General features: G+C 67.8%; 24 protein-coding genes and 1 riboswitch. Of the genes, 8 read left to right on the top strand and 16 right to left on the bottom strand.

Annotated features, from left to right (window positions below; all coding sequences use genetic code 11):
- Positions 1-6: 6 nt before the first annotated feature.
- On the bottom strand, positions 7-681 hold the full coding sequence (locus AB0I14_RS26550) for an SDR family oxidoreductase (RefSeq protein WP_358028177.1): 675 nt from the start codon (positions 679-681) through the stop codon (positions 7-9).
- 177 nt (positions 682-858) lie between these two features.
- On the opposite strand from AB0I14_RS26550, the gene AB0I14_RS26545 reads away from it, so the two are divergent.
- From AB0I14_RS26545 to AB0I14_RS26525, 5 genes are all read left to right on the top strand, one after another.
- Entirely contained in the window at positions 859-1,653 is a 795-nt protein-coding gene (locus AB0I14_RS26545; protein WP_358028174.1) for an ABC transporter permease, read from the top strand.
- Complete coding sequence (locus AB0I14_RS26540; RefSeq protein WP_358028172.1) at positions 1,650-2,738, top strand: ATP-binding cassette domain-containing protein; 1,089 nt, start codon at positions 1,650-1,652, stop codon at positions 2,736-2,738. The genes AB0I14_RS26545 and AB0I14_RS26540 overlap by 4 nt, the downstream gene beginning before the upstream one ends.
- A 240-nt stretch (positions 2,739-2,978) precedes the next feature.
- Entirely contained in the window at positions 2,979-4,001 is a 1,023-nt protein-coding gene (locus AB0I14_RS26535) for an alanine and proline-rich secreted protein Apa (protein ID WP_358028170.1), read from the top strand.
- A gap of 149 nt (positions 4,002-4,150) precedes the next feature.
- A complete protein-coding gene (locus AB0I14_RS26530; RefSeq protein ID WP_358028167.1) occupies positions 4,151-4,453 on the top strand; it encodes a GlsB/YeaQ/YmgE family stress response membrane protein in 303 nt (100 codons plus the stop codon).
- A 13-nt stretch (positions 4,454-4,466) separates the two neighbouring features.
- Positions 4,467-5,483, top strand: coding sequence for a zinc-binding alcohol dehydrogenase family protein (locus AB0I14_RS26525; protein WP_358028165.1), 1,017 nt, complete (start codon positions 4,467-4,469; stop codon positions 5,481-5,483).
- Between the two features lie 8 nt (positions 5,484-5,491).
- Here AB0I14_RS26525 and AB0I14_RS26520 read toward each other — a convergent pair whose 3' ends face one another.
- Positions 5,492-5,965, bottom strand: coding sequence for a hypothetical protein (locus AB0I14_RS26520; RefSeq protein ID WP_358028162.1), 474 nt, complete (start codon positions 5,963-5,965; stop codon positions 5,492-5,494).
- A gap of 120 nt (positions 5,966-6,085) precedes the next feature.
- Between AB0I14_RS26520 and AB0I14_RS26515 the strand changes: the two genes are divergently transcribed.
- Positions 6,086-6,664 carry a CGNR zinc finger domain-containing protein gene (locus AB0I14_RS26515; protein WP_358028160.1) on the top strand — a complete coding sequence of 193 codons (579 nt, stop codon included), beginning with the start codon at positions 6,086-6,088 and terminating at the stop codon, positions 6,662-6,664.
- Here the strand turns inward: AB0I14_RS26515 and AB0I14_RS26510 are convergent.
- Both AB0I14_RS26510 and AB0I14_RS26505 read right to left on the bottom strand, forming a co-directional pair.
- Positions 6,661-7,425 (bottom strand): CPBP family intramembrane glutamic endopeptidase, encoded by a 765-nt coding sequence (locus AB0I14_RS26510; protein ID WP_358028157.1) that lies wholly within the window; start codon positions 7,423-7,425, stop codon positions 6,661-6,663. The genes AB0I14_RS26515 and AB0I14_RS26510 overlap by 4 nt on opposite strands.
- 52 nt (positions 7,426-7,477) lie before the next feature.
- Positions 7,478-9,847: a phosphoketolase family protein gene (locus tag AB0I14_RS26505; RefSeq protein WP_358028154.1), complete on the bottom strand. Its 2,370-nt coding sequence runs from the start codon at positions 9,845-9,847 to the stop codon at positions 7,478-7,480.
- 149 nt (positions 9,848-9,996) lie between these two features.
- Here AB0I14_RS26505 and AB0I14_RS26500 point away from each other — a divergent pair, with 149 nt between their 5' ends.
- Positions 9,997-11,484 carry an acetyl-CoA acetyltransferase gene (locus AB0I14_RS26500; protein WP_358028151.1) on the top strand — a complete coding sequence of 496 codons (1,488 nt, stop codon included), beginning with the start codon at positions 9,997-9,999 and terminating at the stop codon, positions 11,482-11,484.
- Here the strand turns inward: AB0I14_RS26500 and AB0I14_RS26495 are convergent.
- The 5 genes from AB0I14_RS26495 to AB0I14_RS26475 form a co-directional block, all read right to left on the bottom strand.
- A complete protein-coding gene (locus tag AB0I14_RS26495) occupies positions 11,454-14,591 on the bottom strand; it encodes a DUF87 domain-containing protein (RefSeq protein ID WP_358028149.1) in 3,138 nt (1,045 codons plus the stop codon). The two genes, AB0I14_RS26500 and AB0I14_RS26495, sit on opposite strands and share 31 nt — an antisense overlap.
- Positions 14,591-15,226, bottom strand: a complete 636-nt coding sequence (locus tag AB0I14_RS26490; RefSeq protein WP_358028146.1) for a hypothetical protein — start codon at positions 15,224-15,226, stop codon at positions 14,591-14,593. Before AB0I14_RS26490 ends, AB0I14_RS26495 begins: the two co-directional genes overlap by 1 nt.
- A 151-nt stretch (positions 15,227-15,377) precedes the next feature.
- Positions 15,378-16,604, bottom strand: a complete 1,227-nt coding sequence (locus AB0I14_RS26485; protein ID WP_358028143.1) for an FAD-dependent oxidoreductase — start codon at positions 16,602-16,604, stop codon at positions 15,378-15,380.
- Between the two features lie 11 nt (positions 16,605-16,615).
- Positions 16,616-17,350, bottom strand: coding sequence for a DUF72 domain-containing protein (locus AB0I14_RS26480; RefSeq protein WP_358028140.1), 735 nt, complete (start codon positions 17,348-17,350; stop codon positions 16,616-16,618).
- 9 nt (positions 17,351-17,359) lie between these two features.
- Positions 17,360-17,932, bottom strand: coding sequence for a hypothetical protein (locus AB0I14_RS26475; protein WP_358028138.1), 573 nt, complete (start codon positions 17,930-17,932; stop codon positions 17,360-17,362).
- Between the two features lie 55 nt (positions 17,933-17,987).
- Here AB0I14_RS26475 and AB0I14_RS26470 point away from each other — a divergent pair, with 55 nt between their 5' ends.
- Positions 17,988-18,686: a DUF998 domain-containing protein gene (locus AB0I14_RS26470; RefSeq protein ID WP_358028135.1), complete on the top strand. Its 699-nt coding sequence runs from the start codon at positions 17,988-17,990 to the stop codon at positions 18,684-18,686.
- Here AB0I14_RS26470 and AB0I14_RS26465 read toward each other — a convergent pair.
- The 7 genes from AB0I14_RS26465 to lon all read right to left on the bottom strand — a co-directional run bounded on the left by AB0I14_RS26465 (position 18,654) and on the right by lon (position 25,049).
- Positions 18,654-18,905, bottom strand: coding sequence for a hypothetical protein (locus tag AB0I14_RS26465; protein WP_358028133.1), 252 nt, complete (start codon positions 18,903-18,905; stop codon positions 18,654-18,656). The two genes, AB0I14_RS26470 and AB0I14_RS26465, sit on opposite strands and share 33 nt — an antisense overlap.
- Entirely contained in the window at positions 18,905-19,771 is an 867-nt protein-coding gene (locus tag AB0I14_RS26460; RefSeq protein WP_358028131.1) for an oxygenase MpaB family protein, read from the bottom strand. Before AB0I14_RS26460 ends, AB0I14_RS26465 begins: the two co-directional genes overlap by 1 nt.
- A 14-nt stretch (positions 19,772-19,785) precedes the next feature.
- On the bottom strand, positions 19,786-20,010 hold the full coding sequence (locus tag AB0I14_RS26455) for a hypothetical protein (protein WP_209916169.1): 225 nt from the start codon (positions 20,008-20,010) through the stop codon (positions 19,786-19,788).
- 69 nt (positions 20,011-20,079) lie between these two features.
- Positions 20,080-20,412 carry a TfoX/Sxy family protein gene (locus tag AB0I14_RS26450; RefSeq protein WP_358028127.1) on the bottom strand — a complete coding sequence of 111 codons (333 nt, stop codon included), beginning with the start codon at positions 20,410-20,412 and terminating at the stop codon, positions 20,080-20,082.
- Positions 20,412-20,801 (bottom strand): nitroreductase/quinone reductase family protein, encoded by a 390-nt coding sequence (locus AB0I14_RS26445; RefSeq protein WP_358028124.1) that lies wholly within the window; start codon positions 20,799-20,801, stop codon positions 20,412-20,414. Before AB0I14_RS26445 ends, AB0I14_RS26450 begins: the two co-directional genes overlap by 1 nt.
- Positions 20,802-20,820: 19 nt before the next feature.
- Positions 20,821-22,284 carry a D-serine/D-alanine/glycine transporter gene (gene cycA / locus AB0I14_RS26440; RefSeq protein WP_358028122.1) on the bottom strand — a complete coding sequence of 488 codons (1,464 nt, stop codon included), beginning with the start codon at positions 22,282-22,284 and terminating at the stop codon, positions 20,821-20,823.
- A 162-nt stretch (positions 22,285-22,446) separates the two neighbouring features.
- Positions 22,447-22,545: riboswitch (glycine riboswitch) on the bottom strand.
- A 167-nt stretch (positions 22,546-22,712) separates the two neighbouring features.
- Positions 22,713-25,049: an endopeptidase La gene (lon, locus tag AB0I14_RS26435; RefSeq protein ID WP_358028119.1), complete on the bottom strand. Its 2,337-nt coding sequence runs from the start codon at positions 25,047-25,049 to the stop codon at positions 22,713-22,715.
- Between the last annotated feature and the right edge of the window lie 63 nt (positions 25,050-25,112).

The following is a 25,112-nucleotide window of genomic DNA, read 5'->3' as shown; positions in this document are numbered from 1 at the left end:
AGCGCGCTAACCCAGAGTTGCCATTGAACCGCGGCTGACGTGCATCGTCTGCCCGGTGATGTGGCGTGCTGCCGGCGTACTCAAAAACACTGCGAGACGGGCGAACTCGTCGGCGACCGACGGCGGCGTGCTGCCGAGGCCGTCGTAGCCGGGTTCGGCGGACAGGCCGGGGGCGATGGCGTTGACGGTGATTCCGCGGGTGCCGAAGTACGCGGCCTGGCCGGCAGTCCAGTCGCCGAGGGCGGCTTTGACAGCGGCTTCGATGCTGCCTTCACGCGGGCTCGCGGGCACCACGTTGACGATCGAACCGCCCGAGCGCAGCTGGTCGCCGACGATCTGCACGGTCAGCGCGGCCGAGACCACGGTGGCGTCCAGCGCGTTGCGCCAGGCGCTGGCCTGATCGGCCAGCGTGAAGGTGCGGGGGTCCTTGGCCTCGAACAGCGGGGCCGGGACGTTGACCAGGGTGTCCAGGTAGTGGGGGAACTGCGCGCGGGCGTTCTCGACACTGGCGGGATCGGTGTTGTCGAACACGATCGAGGAGATGTCGAGCTGCTTGGCCGCCAACTCTAGATCTTCGCGGCGGGCGCCGGCGATGATCACGTTGTGGCCGGCTTCGAGGAAACCTGCCGCAATCGCGCGGCCGAGTTCGGTGTCGCCGCCGGTGACCAGCACCTCCGCCATGATGTACCTCCATGTACCTGGGGTCGCCGCGCCGGGCGGGGGCGACCAACGGCCAATGTTACTGGACAGTAGCTAGGTCAGGAAACTCGGCGCGCCCATTGTCGGCTCGCATAAGGTGGCCGAGATGATCCGACCCAGCGCTGCGACCTGCGTCGACGTGGTCGGCACGGGTGTGTCGTGACGAATTCGCCACGGCTTCCACGCTGGATATATGTCCCTGCCGCGGTGGGTGCGATATTCGTCGTGCTGCCCCTGGTGGCGATGGTGGCAAAGGTGGACTGGCCGCAGTTCGGGTCCCTGATCTCCAGCCCTTCGTCGACGGCTGCGCTGAAGCTCAGCCTGGAGACATCGCTGGCCAGCACGGTGTTGTGTGTGCTGTTCGGGGTGCCGTTGGCGTTGGTGCTGGCCCGCACCGGCGGTTCGGTCACCCGAATCGTGCGGCCGTTGATCCTGTTGCCGCTGGTGCTGCCGCCGGTGGTGGGCGGTATCGCGTTGCTGTACGCATTCGGTCGGCTGGGGTTGGTCGGCCGGTACCTGGAGGCCGCCGGGGTGCACATCGCGTTCACCACGGTCGCGGTGGTGCTGGCGCAGACCTTCGTCTCCCTGCCATTCCTGGTCATTGCGCTGGAAGGCGCCGCGCGCACCGCCGGTGCCGATTTCGAGGTCGTGGCGGCGACGCTGGGTGCGTCGCCGGGAACCGTGTGGTGGCGGGTGACCCTGCCACTGTTGGGGCCGGGCCTGATCTCGGGAGCGGTCCTGGCCTTCGCGCGTTCCCTGGGCGAGTTCGGTGCCACGTTGACGTTCGCGGGGTCGCGCCAGGGAGTGACCCGCACCTTGCCGCTGGAGATCTATCTGCAGCGCGAGAGCGACGCCGACGCCGCCGTGGCGTTGTCGGTGTTGCTGGTGGCGGTAGCGGCCGTGGTGGTCATCGGGCTCGGCAGTCGCCGGCTGCGGGCGGGTGGTTGGACATGACGCTGCACGCGCGAATTGTCGTCGAAAACCGTGGCCTGGACCTGGAATTCGGTGTGGCGGCAGGGGAGGTGCTCACGGTACTGGGCCCCAACGGCGCGGGTAAGTCGACCACATTGCACGCGATCGCCGGACTGGTCGGCCTGGATGTCGGGAGGGTGCAGGTGGGGGACCGGGTGCTGACCGACACGGCCGCAGGTGTGCACGTGCCAACGCATGACCGTCGGGTCGGCTTGTTGCTGCAGGATTCACTGCTGTTTCCGCACCTGAGCGTGCTGGCCAATGTGGCATTCGGTGCACGCAGTGGGCACCGGACCGGACGCCGCACTGCCTATGAGAGCGCTCGCCGGTGGTTGGCCGAGGTCGACGCCACGGATCTGGCCGATCGGCGGCCCCGCCGACTGTCGGGCGGTCAGGCGCAACGGGTGGCTCTGGCCCGGGCGCTGGCCGCCGATCCCGAGGTTCTGCTGCTCGACGAACCGTTGGCGGGGTTGGACGTCGCGGTGGCGGCCTCGATGCGCAAGGTGTTGCGCCGCGTGCTCGCCGTTGGTGGCAGGTGTGCGGTGCTGATCACCCACGACCTGCTCGATGTCCTGACGCTGGCCGACCGGGTGATCGTGGTCGAGGGTGGGCGCATGGTCGAAAGTGGTTCTGTCGCAGAAGTATTGGCTTCGCCCAAGAGTCATTTCGCCGCGAGGTTCGCCGGCGTCAATCTGATCGGAGGCACGGCCGCCACCGATGGCGTGCTGACGACCGCGTGGCAGACGAACTGGTACGGCACGCCGGCGACCGACGTGCAGCCCGGCGTGCAGGCCGTCGCCCTGTTCTCGCCGGCGTCGGTCTCGGTATACCGCGACGAGCCGCACGGCAGTCCGCGCAACACCGTCGCGGTGACGGTCGCCGAGCTCGACAGCCGGGGGCCCGGCATCCGGGTGCGGGCCGATGAGCAGCCCGACGGTGCGCCCGGCCTGGCCGCTGACATCACTGCGGAGTCGGCCGCCGAGCTGCGGCTGGCCCCGGGTGACACGGTCTATTTCTCGGTGAAGGCGCAGGAGGTTGCCGTCCACCCGGCGGGACACCGGAAGTGACTCCCGGTCCGCCACGTAACGCGCGCGTGCGCAGGTCCGAATCACCTGTTGAGGGTCCGGCGCGACGAGTGTCGGGGGGCGGGTTGCCAGCTCCGGCGTGGCGCCCGACACACCCGTGTGTCAGCAATCGACCTCTATTGCATCTACCTGGCTATTTGCTGTGAATAGCAATCTCACTTTTGAGCACTCTAAGAGCAACTCACACTTGCGTCACGGCCGTAACACGGTAGTTTCATCCCCATGGACGAGTCGGATGCGATGTCACATCGGCGCAGAGGTCTGTCGAAGAAGCTGGCACTGGTTGCGATGACCGGCGCGACCGCCGCGGCCGTCGCGCTGCCGGCGGTGGCGTATGCGGATCCCGTGCCGGCGCCCCCGGCGCCGGCGCCCGCTCCAGCTGTGCCAGGTGCGCCCGCCCCGGCCCCCGCGGCTCCGGCTCCCGGTGCACCTGCGCCCGCTCCGGCTCCCGGAGCTCCCGCGCCGGCTCCCGGTGCACCTGCCGATCCCAACGCTCCGGCTCCGGCTCCGGCCGCACCTGCTCCCGCGGATCCGAACGCTGCGCCTCCCGCGCCTGCGGATCCGAACGCTCCCGCTCCCGCTCCCGCCGCCCCGGAACCCGGCCGCGTGGACAACGCCGCGGGCGGCTTCAGCTACGTCATACCCGGCGGTTGGAAAGTGTCCGACGCGACCCAGTTGTCCTACGGCCAGGCGTTGTTGACCAAGATCCCGCCGGAGGGCACGCCCGAGCCTCCGAATGACACCAGCGTGCTGCTCGGGCGCCTGGACCTGAAGCTGTTCGCGGGCGCCGAGGCCGACAATGCCAAGGCAGCTGTCCGGCTGGCCTCCGACATGGGCGAGTTCTTCATGCCCTTCCCCGGAACCCGGGTGAATCAGGAGACCGTTCCGCTCGACGCCAACGGGCTCAGCGGCGTCGCCTCGTACTACGAGGTGAAGTTCACCGATACCAACAAGCCCAACGGCCAGATCTGGGCCGGTGTGGTCGGTGCACCGCCGGCCCCTGGAACCCCGCGGGGGCAGCGTGCTCCGGAACGCTGGTTCGTGGTCTGGCTGGGTTCGGCGAGCCATCCGGTCGACAAGGCCGCCGCTGCGACATTGGCCAACTCGATCCGGCCGTGGACGCCGCCGGCGTCGGCCGCTCCCGACCCCAATGCACCGCCACCGCCGGCCGACCCGGCGCATCCGGGTGTCGGGGTGCCGGTGCCGGTCACCAACGCTCCGCCGGAGATGCAGCCCCCGGCCTGATGCCGGGCGCGCACTATTCACGAAAATCCCGCAGGCGAACGCTGATCGTTCCCAATTAGCCAACCGAATTGTTACGTTCGGGAGGTACATCTGGGGTGGTGGCTCAGCGAGCCCGCTGGGCATAGCCAGTGACAGGCAGGAGATCTGCAATGGATGTAATGGCGGCAACCGAAATCCTGGCTCGTTCCTCCACGCTGACCAGCGTCGGCTGGATCGGCTACATCATCATCGGTGCGATCGCCGGTTGGATCGCCGGCAAGATCGTCAAGGGCGGTGGTTCCGGCATTCTGATGAACATCGTCATCGGCGTGGTCGGTGCGCTCATCGGCGGATTCCTGCTCAGCTTCTTCCTCAACACAGGAGGCGGCGGCTGGTGGTTCACCCTCTTCACCGCCATCCTCGGATCGGTGATCCTGCTCTGGCTTGTCGGATTGGTGCGCAAGGGCAGCTGATTCGGCGCCGGTGATGGACACGGGGGCCATGACGGCCTGGCAGGTCGTCACCCCCGGTCCGGTGAGTTCGCGTCCGCTGCAACGGGTGACCGTGTCCACGCCGCAGCCCGGCCCTGACGAACTGCTCGTCAAGGTCTTGGCCTGCGGGGTGTGTCGTACCGATCTGCATGTGGCCGAAGGGGATCTGGCCGTGCACCGGCCGCGGGTGATCCCGGGGCACGAGGTCGTCGGTGAGGTCGTCGCGGTCGGTGCCGAGACCGGTGGCGGGTTCGCCCCCGGCGATCGGGTGGGTGTGGCGTGGCTGCGGCACACCTGCGGGCAGTGTGTCTATTGCCTACGGGGGCGGGAGAATCTCTGTCCGTCCTCGCTCTATACCGGCTGGGATGCCGACGGCGGCTATGCGGAATTCACCACCGTCCCCGCGGCATTCGCGTTGCGATTGCCGACCGGGTACTCCGATGTCGAGCTGGCGCCGCTGTTGTGCGCGGGCATCATCGGCTATCGCTCCCTGCTGCGCACCGACTTACCGCCGGGTGGACGGCTGGGACTCTACGGCTTCGGCGGCAGCGCGCATCTGACGGCGCAGGTGGCGTTGGCGCGGGGGGCTCGCGTGCATGTGATGACCCGTGGCGAGCGTGCCCGCGAACTCGCGTTGGCGCTGGGTGCGTCCTCGGTGCAGGGCAGTGCCGACATGCCGCCCGAACCTTTGGATGCCGCAATCCTGTTCGCCCCCGTGGGGGATCTGGTGCTGTCCGCGCTGGCGGCCCTGGACCGCGGCGGTGTCCTGGCGATCGCGGGCATCCACCTCAGCGACATCCCGACCTTGAACTATCAACGGCACCTGTTCCAGGAACGGGAGATCCGCTCGGTGACCGCCAACACCCGCGCCGATGCCCGTGATTTCCTGGCGTTCGCCGGCGCGCACCGGATGGCGGTCAGCACCCCCGAGTACGCCCTGGATCGTGCCGATGAGGCACTGGCGGATCTGAGTGCCGGCCGCATCGCGGGTGCGGCGGTGCTGCGGGTGTAGCGGCGGCCTCAGAGCGCGGCGAGTGCGGCGCCCAGCCGGCCGTCGAGGTCGCCGTGACCGAAGGCGTACAGAGGGCCGAGTCCGTCGTTGATCACCCGGGTGAGGCGGGCCATCCCGCGTGCGTTGACCGGCAGCGGTGAATGCAGCCGCAGGGTGATGGCGTCGATCGTCGCCTCAGCTTCGGCAATGTTGTTGCGGTGCAACGGTATTCGTGATGACCACACGATGGTGTCATGGGCGCTCTCGTGTACGCAGCGGCGTAGCACGCGGGCGATGGCAACGCGCTCGGAGATCGATGTGAGCCGTGCGGCGCGGGCCGCGATGGCGCTGCCAGGGGGTGTCGGCGTGCCGACGGCCAGCATGCCGTCGAGGCGGCCGGATCGAATCCGTGCGGTCAGGCGGGCTCGGATGGACGGGCGGCGGGGGACGGGTGCACGACGGGTTGTGAGCGCTGGTGTCGCAGAAATTCGGTTGTCGTTCATGGCGATACCTCGTAGTTTCCGTGGTGCCCGAGTCCGGAGATCGTGACTATTCATGACCGTACGCCGGTCATGAATGACTAGTCAAACCAATTTAACGGTCACGGCGGTACGCTTGGTGTCATGACGACGAGGTGGGCCGGCGACACCGAGACCAAACCCGCGCCCGGGCCGCTGGCCCGGATTCAGGCCTTGGTCAACACGATCGAACTGCCTGCCGGAACGGATCGCCTTGCGCATCCCGACGACGCGGCACCGTGGCTGACCGCCAACGGGTTGCTCGCTGACGGTGCCAGCCCGACGGAGGGCGAGCTCGACCTGGTGCGCAAGGTGCGCGAGGCGTTGCGTGCACTGCTGATCCACCACACCGGCGGCCCGGCACCACAGGCCGATCACCTGGCGGCACTGAAGGCACTCACCGATACCTCGACCGTGAAGGTCGACCTGGCGCCCGACGGGCAGGTGCAGTTGTCAGCCGCAGGCGAGGACGTGGGCGAGCGCCTGCTCGAGCTGTTGCTGGTGATGCGAGACGCGCAGCGGGACGGTACCTGGGGCCGTCTGAAGGCATGTGCGAACGACGAATGCACGTGGGCGTTCTACGACCGGTCCCGCAACCACGGTGGTACCTGGTGCGATATGGCCAGCTGCGGGAACATGCTGAAGAACCGTGAATTCAGGGCGCGGAGACGCGCCGGCAGTTAGGTCGACAGGTGCCACACGAGGGCGGCCGCCAGTGCGCCGATCCCGTTGAGTGACCAGTGCAGGGCGATCGGCGCGATCAGGCTGCCGCTGCGCCGACGCAGCCAGGTGAACACGAAGCCGGCGGCACCGGTGGCCAGCACCGCCATCACCACACCGGCGATCGTGCCGAAGATCCCACTGCCGAACAGCCGGGTGAACCCGACGTTCCCGCTTGTCAGCCCGAATGAACTCGCGATGTGCCACAGGCCGAACAACAGCGAACCGCCCGCGGCGACACCGCGGAAACCCCAGGCCCGGTCGAGGGCCCCGTGCAGGACGCCGCGGAACGCCAATTCCTCGGGAATCACGGTCTGCAGCGGGATGATGACCATCGACGCGATCAGCGCGCCGGAGATCGTCGCGTAGTGATCGTTCATGAACATCGGGCGCGTCCATGGCAGCATCGCGCCGATCGCGATCACCGAGACCACCAGGGCGACGGCGCCCAGGGCGTACCCGGCACCCGAGCGCCAGTGCTCGCGGCCAAGTCCGAGTTCCGTCCACCCCAGCCCGCGGGCCCGGACCAGGATCAACAAGCCGATCGCAGCCGCCGGGACGGTGGCGATACTCGCCCAGGGCGTCGTGAAATGGGCGATCAGGTTGGTCAGCGCCAAGATGACGACGACGATCCCGATGTCGGCATAGATACGGAAATGGTGCAATGCAGAGAGCTGGGCCATCAGCGGATGCGGGTGCGCGGCCACGGCGCTCTGATCAGACATAACTTGGCAATCGTACCGGCGTGGCGCAATTACCCAGGTCACACTGCGTTGATCACACCGCTTCCCAGGTCCAGTCGGAGATCGCCGGGTCATCCTCGCCGTGCTCGCGGGTGTAGCTGCGGGCGGCCAGTCGGGCGTCGACCATCTCCTGCCGCAGCCCGGCAGCCCTGACCGCGAGGCCGTCGACCCGGTCGATCACGTCCATGACGAGGTGGAACCGGTCGAGGTCGTTGAGCATCACCATGTCGAACGGCGTCGTCGTCGTGCCCCGCTCCTTGAACCCGCGTACGTGGAGCTGGTCGTGGTTGGTGTGCCGGTAGGCCAGCCGGTGAATCAGCCACGGGTAGCCGTGATAGGCGAAGATGATCGGCTTGTCCGTGGTGAAGATCGAATCGAACTCGCGATCGGACAATCCGTGGGGATGTTCGGACTCGGGCTGCAGACGCATGATGTCGACGACGTTGACCACCCGGACCTTCACCTCGGGGAGTCGGCGGCGCAGGATGTCGGCGGCGGCCAGGGTCTCCAGCGTCGGGATGTCGCCGGCGCAGGCAAGTACGACATCGGGCTCACCGGTCGTATTGCTCGCCCATTCCCAGATCCCCAGCCCGCGGGTGCAGTGCGCGACGGCCTCGTCCATCGTCAGGTACGTCAACGCCGGTTGCTTGCCCGCCACGATGACGTTCACGTACTGGCGGCTGCGCAGGCAGTGGTCGGCCACCGAGAGCAGGGTGTTGGCATCCGGCGGCAGGTAGACGCGCACGACCTCGGGACGCTTGTTGGCGACGTGGTCGATGAAACCCGGGTCCTGGTGCGACGCGCCGTTGTGGTCCTGTCGCCACACATGGGAGGTCAGCAGATAGTTCAGCGACGCGATCGGCCGGCGCCACGGCAGCTGCGAACTGCTGAACAGCCACTTGGCGTGCTGATTGAGCATGGAATCGACGATGTGGACGAAGGCCTCGTAGCAGTTGAACAGCCCGTGCCTCCCGGTGAGGAGGTAGCCTTCCAGCCAGCCCTGGCACAGGTGTTCGGACAGCACTTCCATCACCCGTCCGTCGGGGGCCAGGTTCTCGTCGACGGGCAGTATCTCGGCCTGCCATGCCTTGTCGGTCCTCTCGAACACCGTGGCCAGGCGGTTGGAGGCGGTCTCGTCGGGACCCATCAGCCGGAAGCGGTCCGGGTTACCGGCGATGACATCACGCAGGAATGTGCCGAGCACCCGGGTGGCTTCCGCGGTGTCCGTGGCGGGGCTCTCCACGGTGACGGCGTAGTCGGCGAAGTCCGGCAGGTCGAGGTCACGCAGCAGCAGGCCGCCGTTGGCGTGCGGGTTGGCGCTCATCCGCCGGGTGCCCGAGGGCGCGAGGGCCCGAAGATCGGGCCGCAGCGCGCCGGTGGCGTCGAACAAGTCCTCGGGCCGGTAGCTGTGCAGCCACGTCTCGAGCTGGGCCAGGTGCGACGGGTTGGCCCGGGTCTCCGACAGCGGCACCTGGTGGGAGCGCCAGGTGCCCTCGACCAGTTTGCCGTCCACTTCGTGCGGGCCGGTCCAGCCCTTGGGGGTGCGGAGGATGATCATCGGCCACAGCGGACGGCCCGGCTCACCGTCGAGGCGGGCTGCGCGCTGGATCGCCGCGATCTGGTCGAACGCCTCGTCCATGGCTGCGGCCAACTGCTGGTGCACGTTGGCCGGGTCGTCCCCGGCCACGGTGATGGGCCGATAGCCGTAGCCGTACATGAGCGATTCGAGTTCTTCGGCCGGAATGCGGGACAGCACTGTGGGATTGGCGATCTTGTAGCCGTTGAGATGCAGGATCGGCAGCACCGCGCCGTCGACGACCGGGTTGAGGAACTTGTTCGAATGCCAGCTGGCGGCCAGCGGGCCGGTTTCGGCCTCGCCGTCGCCGACCACGCAGGCCACCACCAGGTCCGGATTGTCGAATGCGGCGCCATAGGCGTGCACCAGGGCGTATCCGAGTTCACCACCCTCATGGATGGAGCCGGGTGTCTCGGCGGCCACGTGACTGGGTATCCCGCCGGGAAACGAGAACTGGCGGAACAGTTTCCGCAGACCGTCGGTGTCCTGCCCGATAGCGGAGTAGACCTCGCTGTAGGTGCCTTCCAGATAGGCGTTGGCCACCAGACCCGGACCGCCGTGGCCGGGCCCGGTGACGTAGACGATGTTCGCGTCGCGCTCGCGGATGATCCGGTTGAGATGGGCGTACAGCAGGTTCAAGCCCGGGGTGGTACCCCAGTGGCCCAGAAGTCGTGGCTTGACGTGTTCCGCGGCCAGGGGCTCATCCAGTAGCGGATTGTCCAGTAGATAGATCTGGCCGACGGACAGGTAGTTGGCCGCCCGCCAGTACGCGTTGAGCTGTTCGAGTTCTGTGTCGGTCAGTGCCGGTGATCCAGTCGCGTCGCTCATATCCCCATAGTGGCGGGTGTCGGTGAATGGTGCCCGCGATCCGGGTACCCGCTTTCGTACCGGTCGACCAACGCCACGCGAAATATGCCGCCTCAGGCCGTCCTACCAGATTCTCAAGTCCATCTACCGCGTCGGCTAGGTTCGTGGGCATGACCGTCCCCAGGGCACTCGACCCACGCACCCCGGTACTGATCGGCTACGGCCAGGTCAACCAGCGGGAGGAGAATCCGGACGTCGAGCCGGTCGATCTCATGGTTGCGGCCGCCCGGGAGGCCGCCGATCCGCGGGTGCTGGAGGTTGTCGACTCGGTACGGATCGTGAATCTGCTGTCCTGGCACTACCGGGATCCGGGGTTGCTGTTGGCGCAGCGCCTCCGGGCCGACAAGGCGGCGACGCGTTATACCGGGGTGGGCGGCAACGTCCCGCAGTCGTTGGTGAACGAGGCCTGCCTGGATCTGCAGGGCGGACGGGCCGAGGTGGTGCTGATCGCGGGCGCCGAGACGTGGCGAACCCGCAGCCGGCTGCGCGCGGCGGGCGTCAAGCCGGACTGGACGCGCCAGGACGAGTCGGTGCCGGAGGCGCCGGGCGCGCATGACGGTGTGCCGATGGCCGGTGAGGCCGAGATCCGGATCAATCTGGACCGCCCGGCCTACGTGTACCCGATGTTCGAGCAGGCGCTGCGCATCGCGGCCGGCGAGACCAGCGATGAACACCGCAGGCGGATCGGCGAGCTGTGGTCACAGTTCAGTGCGGTGGCGGCAGACAACCCGCACGCCTGGAGCCAGGAGGCGGTGCCCGCCGAGCAGATCTGGCAGCCGGGCCCGGACAACCGGATGATCAGCTGGCCCTACACCAAGTTGATGAACTCGAACAACATGGTCAACCAGGGTGCAGTGCTGATCCTGACCACCGTCGAGAAGGCGACATATCTCCAGATCCCCACCGACCGTTGGGTTTTCCCGTACGCGGGGACGGATTCGCACGACACCTACGCGATCGGCGAGCGCGCCGAGTTCTACCGGTCACCGGCGATCCGGATCGCTGGACGCCGGGTTCTCGAGCTGGCGGGAGTGGGCGTCGACGAGGTCGATTTCGTCGACGTGTACTCCTGCTTCCCGTCAGCGGTGCAGGTGGCGGCGGCCGAAATCGGTCTGCCACTGGCCGACCCGGCCCGGCCGCTGACAGTCACCGGCGGGCTGACCTTCGCCGGTGGGCCGTGGAACAACTACGTGTCTCATTCGATCGCCACCATGGCCGAGCGGTTGGTGGCCAATCCCGGGACCCGGGGGCTGATCACCGCCAACGGTGGCTACCTCACCAAGCACAGTTTCGGGGTGTACGGCACCGAGCCGCCGGCCCACGAATTCCGTTGGCAGGACGTGCAATCCGAGGTCGACGCCGAGCCCACCCGTCAACTGCAGGTGGACTTCACCGGCACCGGGACGGTGGAAACCTGGACCACTCCCGTCGGTCGCGACGGCGCCGCGGAGCGGGCCTTCCTGGCGGTGCGCACCCCGGACGACGGACGCACACTGGCCCGGATCGTCGACGAGTCACAGGCGGCGGCGACCATGTCCTCCGACATTGCCGGGGCGAAGGTGCAGGTTCACGCCGACGGCAGTGCGACCCTGCTCTGAGCGGCCAGCGCCAGCACCTCGTCAGTCGTCGGTGGGCTGGGCGGATGGTGTGACAGGCACCAGGGCGTCTGGATCTTGTGAAAGGCATTGCCTTCCAACGCCAGATAGAACTGGCCTGAACGCAGCTTGCTGATGTCCGGCACGTGGCCGCCCTTCACACGGGCCATCTCCCGGGCCACCGCGATCTGGGCGGGGGAGTTCAGCAGACCGTAGAACTGCGTGGTGGCATTGCCCGGGATGTGGTTGTGCAGACCGCGCGGGGATTGCGTGGCGAACACCAACCCGAGCCCGTACTTTCGGGCCTGCGAGGACAGCGCCAGGGTGCTGTGTGTACTCGCGGTCGTGTGACTGGACGGTGCGAAGTTCTGCGCCTCGTCCATCACCAGCAGCCCGCCCAACGGCCGGTCACCGGCCGGGTTCCGCTTGATCCAGGCGAACAGCGCCATCTGCAACTGATTGACGAACCCTTCGCGCTGCTGGTCACTGGTCAGGCCGACCATGCTGATCACCGACACCCGCGCCCGGTAGCCCGGCGACGGCGTCAACAGCACCCCGGGGTCGGCGGCGGTCCCGGTGCCACCGAACAACGGATCGTTGACGGTCGCCGCGCGCAGGTTCTGGGCCAGCTCCGCAGCCAGCTTGTTCGCCCCGCCCAATGCGCTGACCTCGGTGGGCAGATCGGCGAGCAGGTCGATGAAGCCGTCCAGGCTGATCGAGGGCCTCGCCCCGTAGAACCGCAGCGCCTCCCGCAGCACCGCGCGGGACCGCTCGGCCTTGGCCGTGTTCCCGGCGATCAGGGCGCGCGGTTCGAGTGCGGCGACGGCAGATTCGACGGCGTCGGAGAACTCGTCGTCGTCATCGATGACACTGGCGAAATCCGGTAGCGGCTGGAACGACAACGGGCGCCCCGTCGATCGGCGCGGAGTCCACACCACCACCTCGGCGTTGTCGAAATACGCGTCGGCGCGCTCGTCGTCCGCGGGGTTCCATCCCGGCGGATTCTCGGGCCAGCGGGCACCGAGGCGGGACAGGTCGTTGTTGGGGTCGAGCACGATCGACGAGACGCCGCGCAGCGCGCACTCTTCGATCAGCCGCCTGATCAGCACGGTCTTACCCGAGCCTGAGCCGGCGAAGATCGCGGTGTGTTTGCGCAGTGCGGCCAGGTCGACCGAGACCGACCGTCCGCCGGGGCTGTCCAGGCCCAGGGTGATCGCGGTGGGCGAGTGTTCGATGACGGGCGCGGGCGGCTGCACACGGATGGGTCCGGTCGCGAGCTCGGCGTCCACATCAATCTGGGCCGGCGGCGGAGGATCGCCCGCGATGTCCCCGAGGGCGCCACGCAGCCAGCCGATCCCGTGGGCGGGACGGCGCCGGCGAAGCCACTCGGGCAGGTCGGGGTGGTTGTCGTCGATGAGGTCGCGCAGCGCCGTCATCGTGCGCACGTCGTCTTCGCTCATCGGCAGCACGCGGCCACCGGCCGCCTCGAACTCGGCGATCATCACGGTGGTTTTGGCGCCCTTGGGCCACGCGGTGTTGCGCAGCAGGAACAGCTGGCGCCGGTCCGGGTTGAAACCCGTCGCCTCCCAAGCTTTTCGGATCCTGTTCTGCACCGCGACGGCGTTACCGGATGAGATGGCGCGGAACGCCCAGTGCCGCTCGTCGTCGGTGGCGGCGTCGAGGGTCTGGCGGAGCCGACCGTGCAGCACCACCCGCTGACCCGGGGGCGGATCGGGGCGGAATGCCTGTCCGGCCTCGCCGAGTTCGGTGATCCACGCATCCAGCGCCGCCGAAAGCAGGCCGGGCATGGTGGTGTCCTCGCCGTCGGGGTCGAGCGCGGCAACCGTCACCGCGCGGCGCCGGTAATCGGCGAAGCGCCGGTCCAGTTCGCCGGTGTCCCCGATCGCGGTGGCGCCCGTGGCGGCGTCGTGCGAGTCGGTCACCTCTGCGGTGAGTTGGGAGAGTTCTTCGATGGTGTCGCGTTCGAGGCAGCGGCGGACATGGGTGTCGGCGCGCTTGAGCAGCTGACGCGGCGTGTACTGGGTGGCTTCGTCGAACGCCGAGGGCAGGATCGGCCAACTCGCGTATGGCGCCGTGAATCCGATCGCGGCGTAGCTTGCGGTGAACCGGCGTTCCAGGATGGCTCGGCCGACGTCGGGCGTCGGCAGGCCCTGCAGCAACGCGGTGGTGCGGAACCTGTCCTGCACGGTGGCGGTGGCGCGGTCCTGGATCGCCTCCCAAGCCGCGGGAAGGCAGGCCACCACACCGACGGTCCGGCGCATGGTCTGGCGGATCGACATCAGGCCGTGTGCGATGTGCTCGAGGTCGCGGTTGCCAGGGCCGGCCCCAGCGGTATCGGTGCGATCCGCCGACTGGGCCAGCAGCGTGTCGATCTGGTCGAGCGCGAGGACCGAGGGCCCGGCCAGGGCGATCAGCCGGGAGATGTCGCGGACCGATTCCTGCGCGGTGAGCGTCGGCGCGGGCAGGCCCCACGATTCTCGTTCGCCGCTGCCGGTCAGGAATGCCTCGCCGATGTCCTGCAGCTCGAGATCACCGGAGCCCAGCAGGACGAGCGCGCGCAGGGTGTGGTGTGCGCGTTTGACGGTGTGGCGGTGGACCTTGTGCAGCGCGTTGACGAAGTCGCTGAGGATCTCGGGCGTCAGGTCGTCGTCGCCGATCACGGCCCGGCGGCTGGCACGGGAGATGTGGGCGACCGAGGACAGCTCCCACAGCAGGTCTTTGAGTTGGGTTTCGCGCTCGCTGCCGGGCCGGCCCAGGCTTTCCAGGATGCCCGCGCGGGCGGACTGCCAGAAGCTCGCCGCGTCGAGCAGTTCGACAAGGAAGAAGTAACCGCCGCCGGTTTGCACCTGTTCGCGGACCTGACCGAGGAGGTGGGTCTTGCCCGATCCGGCCGGGCCGCGCACCACTACGCCCAGCGGGCTGGAGTCGGTTTCCCGTTCGGCATCGCCGAAGGCGGCCATCACATCGGCCATCGGCCGGTCATGCATCCCGCGTACGTGCAGCGCGCCTTGTGAATGCCACAGATCGTCGGCGGTCGGCGCCCAGGTCAGGCGAAGCGCGCTGAGCGCTTCGCGGTGCTGTAACTCCATCAGGACTCGATCGCGATCAGGTGTTTGTTCTGGTTGCCGATCTCCACCGCGGCGTCGCGGTCGGCGGGGGTGAGCACCTTTTGGTTCTCCTCGGGGATCAGGCTGACGCCGGGTTGCTGGTAGAGGCTGATCAGTGCGGCGTCGACGGTGGGGCGGGGCAGGCCGGGGACCGCCTGGCGCAGCCGCAGCAGACTGACCCAGCCGCCGGGCCGGGTGGTCAGCCCGGCGTAGGCGGTGCGCAACTGGGCTTCGGGGGCTTGGTCGGGGGCTTGGTCGGACGGCACATCGGCAGGCAGGAACACGTCGGCGGGAACGAGGTCGGCGTGTTCGAAGTACCGGTGCAGCGCACCCAGCAGTGTGTACAGGGCCTTGCCCTGCCCGGTGGACCGGGGCGGTGCGTCCGCACCGATCAGGGACCGGCACAGCGCCCATCCTGCGTCGGTGAGTTCGTGAACGAGTGGCCGGGTGCCGGTGGTCTCGATCAGGCCCAACCGGTTGAGTCGGTCGCGCTTCGGTTTGTCGAGTTTGGGTCCGAGCCGCTCCAGCTCAGCGTTGGGCACCGGGCGGGACTCGGCCATCAGTACCAGCAGGACTGCCTGCTCGGTGCCGGTCAGCTCGTCGGGCGCGACATTCACCGGATGCTCACCTTCCTGCCGTCGTGGATAGCGCACGCGGGCGGGGTGATACCTGCACGTGTCTCATGCACGTTAGCGTGTACCCCGGACCGCAGGAGAATGTTGTTGTGCTGCACGGTATTCGCCCGCCCGGCAGGTGCGGCGCCCGCAGCTACCCGGTGGACAGCGGCTGTGACGGGTCGGCGATGCGGTCCGGGTCGACCGGGGTGCCCGATCGGATCAGGTCCTTGACGTCGTCGAGAACGTCCCACACGTTGACGTTCATCCCCGCCAGAACACGGTTGTCGGCGTCGAGCCAGAAGGCCACGAACTCGCGCCCAGCAACGTCACCGCGGAACACCACCCGCTGATATTGGGGGGCGTGGCCCACATATTCCATGCCGAGGTCGTATTGATCGGTGAAGAAATAGGGCAGTTCGGCGTATTCGGCGCTGTGTCCCAACATGCCCGCGACCGCCACCGCGGGCTGCTTGAGCGCGTTGGCCCAGTGCTCGGTGCGGATCCGGACCCCGAACAGCGGATGCTGCGCGGCGGCGATGTCGCCCACCACATAGATGTCGGGATCGCTGCTGCGCAACGAAGCGTCGACGAGCACTCCGCCGTTTTCGGTGGCCAGCCCGGCGTTTTCGGCGAGTTCGAGGTTCGGTGCGGCGCCCACGGCGATCAGCACCGCATCGGCGGCGACGGTGGAGCCATCCCCGAGTCGCAGCCCGGTGGCGGTGCCGTTGTCGGTGGTGATCTCCTGTACCGACTGGTCCAGTCGCAGGTCGACCCCGTGCTCACGGTGCAGTTGCGCGAACACCTCACCGACCTCGGCGCCCAGGGCGGCCAGCAGGGGCAGGCGGGCGGACTCGACGACCGTCACGTTCACGTCGCGGCCACGCGCACCGGCGGCGACCTCCAGCCCGATCCATCCGGCGCCGACGATGGCCAGGGTCGAACCCGGTGTCAGCACCGCGCTGAGGGCCGCGGCGTCGTCGATGGTGCGCAGATAGTGCACGCCCGCGGCGTCGGCTCCCGGGATCGGTGGCCGGCGCGAGGCGGAGCCGGTGGCCAGCAGCAGCTTGTCGTAGCCGACGGTGGTGCCGTCGGGCAGGGTGAGCTCGTGGTCGGCGGCGTTGACGGCGGACACCTCGGTTCCCAGCCGCAGGTCGATGTTGTGGTCGCGGTACCAGGCCGCCGGATCGACGGTGAAATCGTCGAGTTTCTTCTTGCCGGCCAGATACTCCTTGGACAGCGGCGGACGCTCGTAGGGCAAATGGTCCTCGGCGGCGAACAGTACGACGTGGCCGTCAAAGTCGTTGTCCCGCAGTGCTTCAGCGGCCTTGGCGCCGGCCAGGCCACCGCCGACTATCGCAATTGTGGACGACGTTGTCATGTCGATCAAGCCTACTCGCCCGCGACCATCAGCCTCAGCTTTCGGGCGTTGCGTACCGCGTGACCACCGAGATCATTGTTGAAGTACACGACGACGCGGTGGTTGTCGCGGTCCCACCCGCGGACGCGCTGTGCCCACCGGTGCAGCTCGTCGTCGGAGTAGGAACCGGCATACATGCGGTCGTGGTCGTCGCCCGGGCCGTGCATGCGAACGTAGACCAGGTCGCTGGTGGTCACCGGACGGCAGGTCAACCCGGGACCGCTCATCACGACATAGGCGGCGTCGAAGCGCTCCAACAGCCGGTACACCGAGGGCTTGTGCCACGACGGGTGCCGCAGTTCCATCGCCACCCGGACCTGGTGGGGGAGCTGCCCCAGGAAATCGGCAAGTAGGGCATCGTCGCGCTCGAGGGCGGGGTGCAGCTGGACCAGCAGAGCCTCGTTGTGGGGGTCCATCAGTTGCCAGTACTGCTCGAACCGTGGGGTCCAGGTCTGCGGTGACCGCAGCCGGCGAAAGTGGGTCAGCCCGCGGTGCGCCTTGATCGACATGGTGAAACCGGGCGGCAGCTGTCGGCGCCAACTCGTGAACGTGGCGGCAGTGGGCCACCGGTAGAAGCTGCCGTTGAGTTCCACGGTGTCGAACTCATCGACATAGTGGCCCAGCCTCGCGTTCGCCGGGGTGCCCCGCGGATAGAGCACCCCGGTCCAGTGGTCGTACGACCAGCCCGAGGTGCCGATCCTGATCATCTGCCATCGCTAGGGGACGTCGGTGTAGTGCAGGGTGTAGCCCTCGGCCGAGAAGGTGAAACCTCGGCCCGTCACCTCCCGCACACATGACACCCCGGACTGCTCCTGGACGTTGCAGCGGAACCCCGCCACCGCGAGCACCTTGCCGAACGGCAGAACGACCGCGGCCGATTGCGCGAAATCCGGCTGTGCCAGGTTGGCGAAATGCGCGTCGGTATCCCGGTCGAGAACCAGCGCATTCGGTGCCGCGGTTCCGCCGGTCGCATCGGGCACGGTCTCGGGGGCACCCGTCACGCTCATCGCCGACGTGCCGCCCGCCGGTTGGCACCCGGCACGGTCGCGGGGCAGGATCGCGCACTGCCAGCGCCCGCTCGGGGTGCTGAAGTAATAGGCCTTGCGACCGTTGACCTCGATGGCGTACTCGGCCGCGTTGACCAGGTTTGCGGTACCGAACTGCGGCGGCGGCGCGGTGCTGCTCGTGGGTGGGGGCCCGGCGGCATCGTCGGTGTTGACGACGGTTCCCGGCGCGCATCCGGTGAGCGCAGCGGCAGCGGCGGCGGCGATGACGAGGCAAGCCTTCACGTGGCAAGACCCTAGTCAAACGTCACGGCGGCCGGAACGGTAGCGTCGACTTTCCGTGACCGCCGACGCGCGCCCGGCCGATGTCCGGGTCACCTCAGCCCTGCTGACCGCCGGCGTGGTGGCCGGCCTGTTGCTCACCGCAGTTTCGTACACCCTGGCGTTCACCCGTCCCGGCTTCGACCTGACCCGGCACGCCAATTCGATGCTGGTCCTTGGGGATTGGGGCTGGATCCAATCGGTCGACTTCGTCGTCTGCGGCTTGCTGCTGATCGCGTTCGGTGCCGGGGTCTGGCGGGTGGCCGCCGGTGTCCGATCGGGCCGCATCGCGGCGGTGTGTGTGGCGCTGTACGGCCTGCTGGCCGGTGTCGTGGTGGGGCTGAATCCGACCGATCCGGGGTTCGGGTTTCCGCCCGGCGCGTCGCAGGGCTATCCCGGTGTCGAGGAGGTGAGCACCTCGGCGAAGATTCACGGGGTGGCCGGCGGGCTGGGCTTCCTGGCCATGACGTGCGGATGTTTCGTGCTGGCAAGGTATTTCGTGCGCATAGGGGATCGGACCTGGGCGGTCCTGTCGGTGGGGGTCGGCGTCGCGGTGCTGGCGGTGTGTGTCTACCTGGGTGCCAATGCCGGCGCGCAGACCGAGACCTTCAATTATGTGCCGGCCTGGGTGGTCGGAACGTTGTTGTGGCTGTACATCGCGGGCCTGGCTGCGCGGCTGCTGCGCTCACATCGCGACGCACACGTCGGCGCCCAGTAGCAGCACCGGCCACAGCAGTGTCACCTGGCCGAAGGCCACCAGATCGGCGCCGGCCGGAAATTTGGTCAGCAGGCTCGACTCGATCAGCTGCACCTGTTCGGGATGGAAGAACGTCCAGACCAGTCCGATCACCAGATAGGGCAGGGTCAGCCACATCAAGGTCTCGAGCATCTGCTCGACGCTGACCTTGTGGCCCAGGATCCGGTGGATCCGGTTCATCAGATCAGCGCCTTGTCGGCCGCCATCCGCCGGCGCACGTCGGCGAGCAGCAGGTAACTGCCGCCCTGGCGGATGAACACCGGCAGGAACCGGTTGCCGAATGCCACGGCCAGAAACAGCCATTCGAACAATCGCTGCCGGCCCCGGCCCCAACCGAACCCGACGGCGTCCCGGAACACCGGCGCCAGGAATCCGGCGGTCAGGAATTTCAACAGCGGCCGGAACGGTATCCGCAGCAGGGGGTTGATCATCCGCAGGTCCACCAGGTCGTGCAGATACCGCCGGACGACGTCGTCCATCTGTACCCGCCCGCACGCGGTGTCCCAGTACGTGTCGAAATCGGGCCGCGTCGGCGGCCACTGCTGCTCGCTGACCTGCAGGGTGGTGCCCAGCGTGGCGGCGGATTGGTAGAACTGCTCGGCCTGGGCGTCGGTCATCGGGCCGCGCAGCAGTTGATAGACATCCTCGAGCCCGACGAACAGGCAGGCGGCCACCCACATCTGCAGATCGCGGTCGAAGGCGTTGTACTGCACGGGACTTGCCGGCCCGGATCGGACCTGCCGGTGCGCCACATCGACGGCATCGCGGAACGCCGCCCGGTCCTCGGGGTTGCCGAGGATCGCCACCGCCAGATAGCTCAAGGTGGTGCGGGCGCGTTTCCACGGATGCTTGAGCAGATTGCCGGAGTCCACCGTGCTCTCCACGACGCCGTAGCCGACGCCGGGCGCGGACAGCTGCATGATCACGTTGGCCGCGCCCGCGGCGAAACCCCAGAGGTCCATCGCATCGGCGATGGTGACGTCGTCGTCGGACCAGCGCGAGGTGCGCCGGGTCATCGAAATCCGGTTGGCTGGGGTGGAATTCATGTGCGGCCTCCCCGTCAGCTCATGCACACGTTGGTGAACAGCAGGACCGGCCAGGACACGATGGAGCCCAGGAAGGACACCGCGGCGTCGGCACCGTGCATTCCGGCCAGGTGGCTGGTGTGGGTGAGCGACCAGATCAGGCCGATGAGCAGATAGGGGACCGCGAGGATGATGGCGGTTCCGATCCACTCGGCGATGGTCATCTGGAAGCCGAGAATCTTGCGTACTGCAGTCAACATGTGAAGTGCGCCCCCGTCGTTGTCAGGCGGGTTCTATGTTAATGCTGATTCTGATCGGCGTCCCGGAAACTATTTGGGCGGCAGGCTCTTGGCATAGTCGATACCGCGGGCGACCCACGATTGGAGCTGGCGTTTGGTCTTGATGCCCGGGCCGCCGATCCGCAGCCATCCCCGCATCTCCCGGCCACCCATCACCATCGGCTCGACATGGTCACGCTGCAGCAGCTTCTCGCCGTCGTCCCGCGCGACCCGCACCATCAGGCCGCCCTCGCGGCTGGCCGCGACGGCCATGTTGCCGTTGATCAGGAACGCCAATCCGCCGAACATGCGCTTCTCGTCGAGACCGCTTTCGGTTGCGGTCAATTCGCGGATGCGGTCGGCCAGGTCCGGATCGAAGGCCATCAGTCGAGATCGATGCGGAGGGTGAGCAGGTCGCTGCCCATGGCCCGGACCACCGCGCTGTTGAGCGTCGGCAGCTCTTTCAGCCGGGCGACCGGGTCATCGTCGGGCAGCAGGTGCGCCGTCCCGGTCCGCCACTGCCCGTTGATCCGGAGCCGCACAGCGGGGTTGGCCTTGATGTTGAGCACATAGTGGGATCGGTCGCCGTGCTCGGAGACCATCCAGAATTGATCGCCGATCACCCGGCCGCCGACGGCGGTGTGCCGTGGCTGGCCGGATTTGCGGCCGACGGTCTCCAGCATGGTGACGGGCAGCTGGCGCCCGACCGGGTTGACGATGCGGCGTTGGGCGCCATGCACGATGCGTCGCTTGAGATCACGAAGATCTACCATGACGCCACCTTACCGACCGTCAGTCGGAATCCTTCGACTCGAGCTCGGCGTGGAAGGAGGCTTCGCGAGCCAGGTGTTCCGGACGACGCCGCAGTACCAGCCAGGCGATTCCCAGTACCAGGAACCACACCGGCGTCACCAGTTCAGCCTGCAGGGTGTCCTCCTTCAACGCGAACGCCACGATCAGGAAGGCGAAGAAGGCCAGGACGACGTAACACATCACCACGCCGCCGGGCATCTTGAACTTCGATGCCTCGTGGAGTTCCGGCCGGCGCTTGCGGTACACGAGATAGCTGACCAGGATCATCGTCCAGACGAAGATGAAGCACAGTGACGAGATGGTCGTGACCAGGGTGAAGGCCGCGACGATCGAGTCGCCCGCGACAACCATGACCACACCCGACAGCAGGAACACCCCGGACAGGAACAACGCGTTGGCGGGCACGCGCCGGGAGGTGAGCTTGCCGAACAGGCTCGGCGCGTCACCCTCGGTGGCCAGGCCGTAGACCATCCGGGACGTCGAATAGATACCGGAGTTGGCTGACGACGTCGCCGAGGTCAGCACCACGAAGTTGACCACCGATGCCGCGATTCCAAGGCCCGCGAGGCTGAACATGGCCACGAACGGGCTGAGTTTCGGATCGATCTCGCGCCACGGCGTGACCGCGATGATGATGGTCAGGGCGGCGACGTAGAAGAGCATGACGCGGACCGGGATCGAGTTGATCGCCTTGGGCAGGTTGCGCTCGGGGTCCTTGGCCTCGGCTGCGGTGGTGCCCACCAGTTCGATCCCGACGAACGCGAACGTCGCGATCTGGAATCCGGCCACGAATCCCATTGGGCCGGTGGGGAAGAACCCGCCGTCGTTCCACAGGTTGGCGAAGGAAGCCTGGGCGCCGGTGGGCGCTTCGAAACTGGTGAAGATCATGACGAGGCCGATGACGATCAATGTCACGATCGCGACGATCTTGATCAGGGCGAACCAGAACTCGGTCTCACCGAAGGCCCGGACGGTGGGCAGGTTCAGCCCGATGAGCACCACGACCGTCGCGAGCGCCGGTATCCACAGCGGCAGGTTCGGCCACCAGAAGGCTACGTACCCGGCGATCACCACCACGTCGGCGACGCCCGTGACGATCCAGCAGAACCAGTACGTCCAGCCGGTGAAGAACCCCGCCCACGGGCCGAGGAGGTCGGCCGCGAAATCGGCGAAGGACTTGTAATGCAGGTTGGACAGCAGCAATTCGCCCATCGCTCGCATGACGAAGAACAGCATGAAGCCGATGATCATGTAGACGAACAGCACTGATGGGCCGGCCAGCGAGATGGTCTTGCCGGAGCCCATGAACAGGCCCGTTCCGATCGCTCCGCCGATTGCGATCAGCTGGATGTGCCGATTGGAGAGTTGGCGGGAGAGGTGCTGTGGTTCGCCGGACGAGGGCGATTCCGCTGAATCAGCGGACAGGTCACTGGATTGGGACATGACAACCTCGAGGATCTCAGGCGCTATGGAGAGCGCGGGCTGCGGGCGCCTCCCCGCTCTGTCCTTTTGAACCTGAGAGTTTTCACGAACCGCCGCTATCGGCGCTTCACCTGCCCCTTCGGTGAGCCGGTCCTGGTGTGGCCGACTGCTTTCCAGAGGTGCCTAGTCGCGGCGATACGGGGGCCTGAGAGATTCCTGGGGAGGATTTGCTCCTGCGGCGCCCGCCGGCTGGATACGGCGGGACTCTCCCGCCGCGACTCAATGGCGTCTTAAGTTGTGAGCCACCCCGAACCCCCGGAATGTGCCGCGCGTCACGTTAGCAGCCGGGTGCGGATTGCGCACCCCCATGGTCAGCACTCCCCGCCGAGCGACCGTGTCGGTACGGACACATGCTGTCCTCGGCGTACAAACACGGCCGCTCACGACGGTTAGGCGGCTGCCGTTGCGACCCCCGCGACCCCCGCGACCGGTTCCAGCGCCGCCACGATGATGTCGGCGACGTCGGTCATCGGCTTGACCTCCAGCGCGTCGAGCACCTCGGCGGGCACGTCGTCCAGGTCGGGCTCGTTGCGCGCCGGGATGAAGACCGTCTTCAGTCCGGCGCGTTGTGCCGCCAGCAGCTTCTGCTTGACCCCGCCGATCGGCAGCACCCGGCCGTTCAGCGTGACCTCACCGGTCATGCCGACATCGCCGCGCACCTGCCGCCCGGTGGCCATCGACACCAGTGCGGTCACCATGGTGACGCCGGCCGAGGGACCGTCCTTGGGCACCGCGCCCGCGGGCACGTGGACGTGGATCTGGCGGTCCAGCGTCTTCGGGTCGACGCCCAATTGCTCGGCGTGGGCCCGCACGTAGGACAGCGCGATCTGTGCCGACTCCTTCATCACGTCACCAAGTTGGCCGGTCAGCTTCAGGCCCGGTTCGCCGTCGTTCCCGTTGGCCTCGATGAAGAGCACATCACCGCCCAGGCCGGTGACGGCCAGGCCGGTCGCCACGCCCGGCACCGCGGTGCGCTCGTCGGATTCCGGGGTGAACCGTGGACGGCCCAGGTACTCAACGAGATCCGGCTCATCGACCACGATCGGGGCCTCGGTCGAGTCCAGTTTCGTCGTGACCTTGCGCAGTGCCTTGGCCAGCAACCGCTCGAACTGCCGAACGCCGGGCTCGCGGGTGTAGTCCGCAGCGATCTTGCGCAACGCCGCGTCCGTCACCGCCACCTCGGAATCGGTGAGCGCCGCACGCTCGGCCTGCCGGGGCAGCAGGTAGTCCCGCGCGATGGCGACCTTGTCGTCCTCGGTGTAACCGTCGATCTGCACCAGTTCCATCCGGTCCAGCAGTGCGGACGGGATGTTCTCGATGACGTTGGCCGTCGCCAGGAACACCACGTCGGACAGGTCCAGATCCAGGTCCAGGTAGTGGTCGCGGAACGTGTGGTTCTGCGCCGGGTCCAGCACCTCCAGTAGTGCGGCCGACGGGTCGCCGCGGTAGTCCGAGCCCACCTTGTCGATCTCGTCCAGCAGCACAACGGGATTCATCGAACCCGCCTCGCCGATGGCTCGCACCACGCGACCCGGCAGCGCGCCGACGTAGGTACGGCGGTGACCACGGATCTCCGCCTCGTCACGCACACCGCCCAGGGCGACGCGCACGAACTTGCGGCCCAGCGCGCGGGCCACGGACTCACCCAGCGAGGTCTTGCCGACCCCGGGCGGACCGGCCAGCACCATCACGGCACCGGAACCACGCCCGCCGACGACGGCCATGCCGCGCTGGGCGCGACGGGCCCGCACGGCCAGGTATTCGACGATGCGGTCCTTGACGTCGTCCAGTCCGTGGTGGTCGGCGTCGAGAATCTCGCGGGCCCCTTTGAGATCGGTCGAATCCTCGGTGCGCTCGTTCCACGGCAGGTCCAGCACGGTGTCCAGCCAGGTGCGGATCCAGCCACCCTCGGGGCTCTGCTCGCTGGACCGCTCCAGCTTGCCGACCTCGCGCAGCGCGGCCTCGCGCACCTTCTCCGGCAGATCGGCGGCCTCGACCCGGGCCCGGTAGTCATCGGACCCCTCAGGCTCGCCTTCGCCCAGTTCCTTGCGGATGGCTGCCAACTGCTGGCGCAGCAGGAATTCCTTCTGCTGTTTGTCCATTCCCGACCGGACGTCCTCGGCGATCTTGTCGTTGACCTCGACCTCGGCCAGTTGCTCGCCGGTCCATTGGATGAGGTTGCTCAGGCGCGCCGCGGTGTCCTCGGTTTCCAGGAGTTCGCGCTTCTGCACGTCGGTCAGGTACGAGGCGTAGCCGGCCGTGTCGGCCAGGGCGGACGGGTCCGTGATCTTGTTGACCACGTCGACGATCTGCCAGGCCTCGCGCCGCTGGAGCATGGCCAGCAGCAGCTTCTTGTATTCGGCGGCCAGCGCCTTGGTTTCGTCGGTCGTGGAATCGACTGCCTCGGCCGCTTCTTCCACCTCGACCCACAGGGCCGCGCCCGGTCCGGTGGTTCCGGAGCCGATGTGAGCGCGGCGCTCACCGCGGACGACGGCCGCTTCCGCGCCGCCGGGCATGCGTCCGACCTGCACGATCGAGGCGATCACGCCGTGGGTGGGGTAGCGGTCGTCCAGGCGAGGGGCGATCAGCAGCTTGCCGGATTCGCTGGCCTGGGCGGCATCGACCGCCGCGCGGGCAGCGTCGTCGAGTTCGACGGGCACCACCATTCCGGGCAGCACGATCGGCTCGCTCAAGAACAGGACGGGCACTGCGTTTGATTCGGACATCAAACCTCCAAAGTTCAGTCTGATGCGCTCAACCTTGGTGGCGTCAGGTTTGTTCCCGCCACG

The organism is Mycobacterium sp. NPDC050441 (genome assembly GCF_040655355.1).
In the GTDB taxonomy this organism is placed as follows: Bacteria; Actinomycetota; Actinomycetes; order Mycobacteriales; family Mycobacteriaceae; genus Mycobacterium.
Note: the sequence above shows the minus strand (reverse complement) of the source record. Positions and strands in the feature narration are given on the sequence as shown.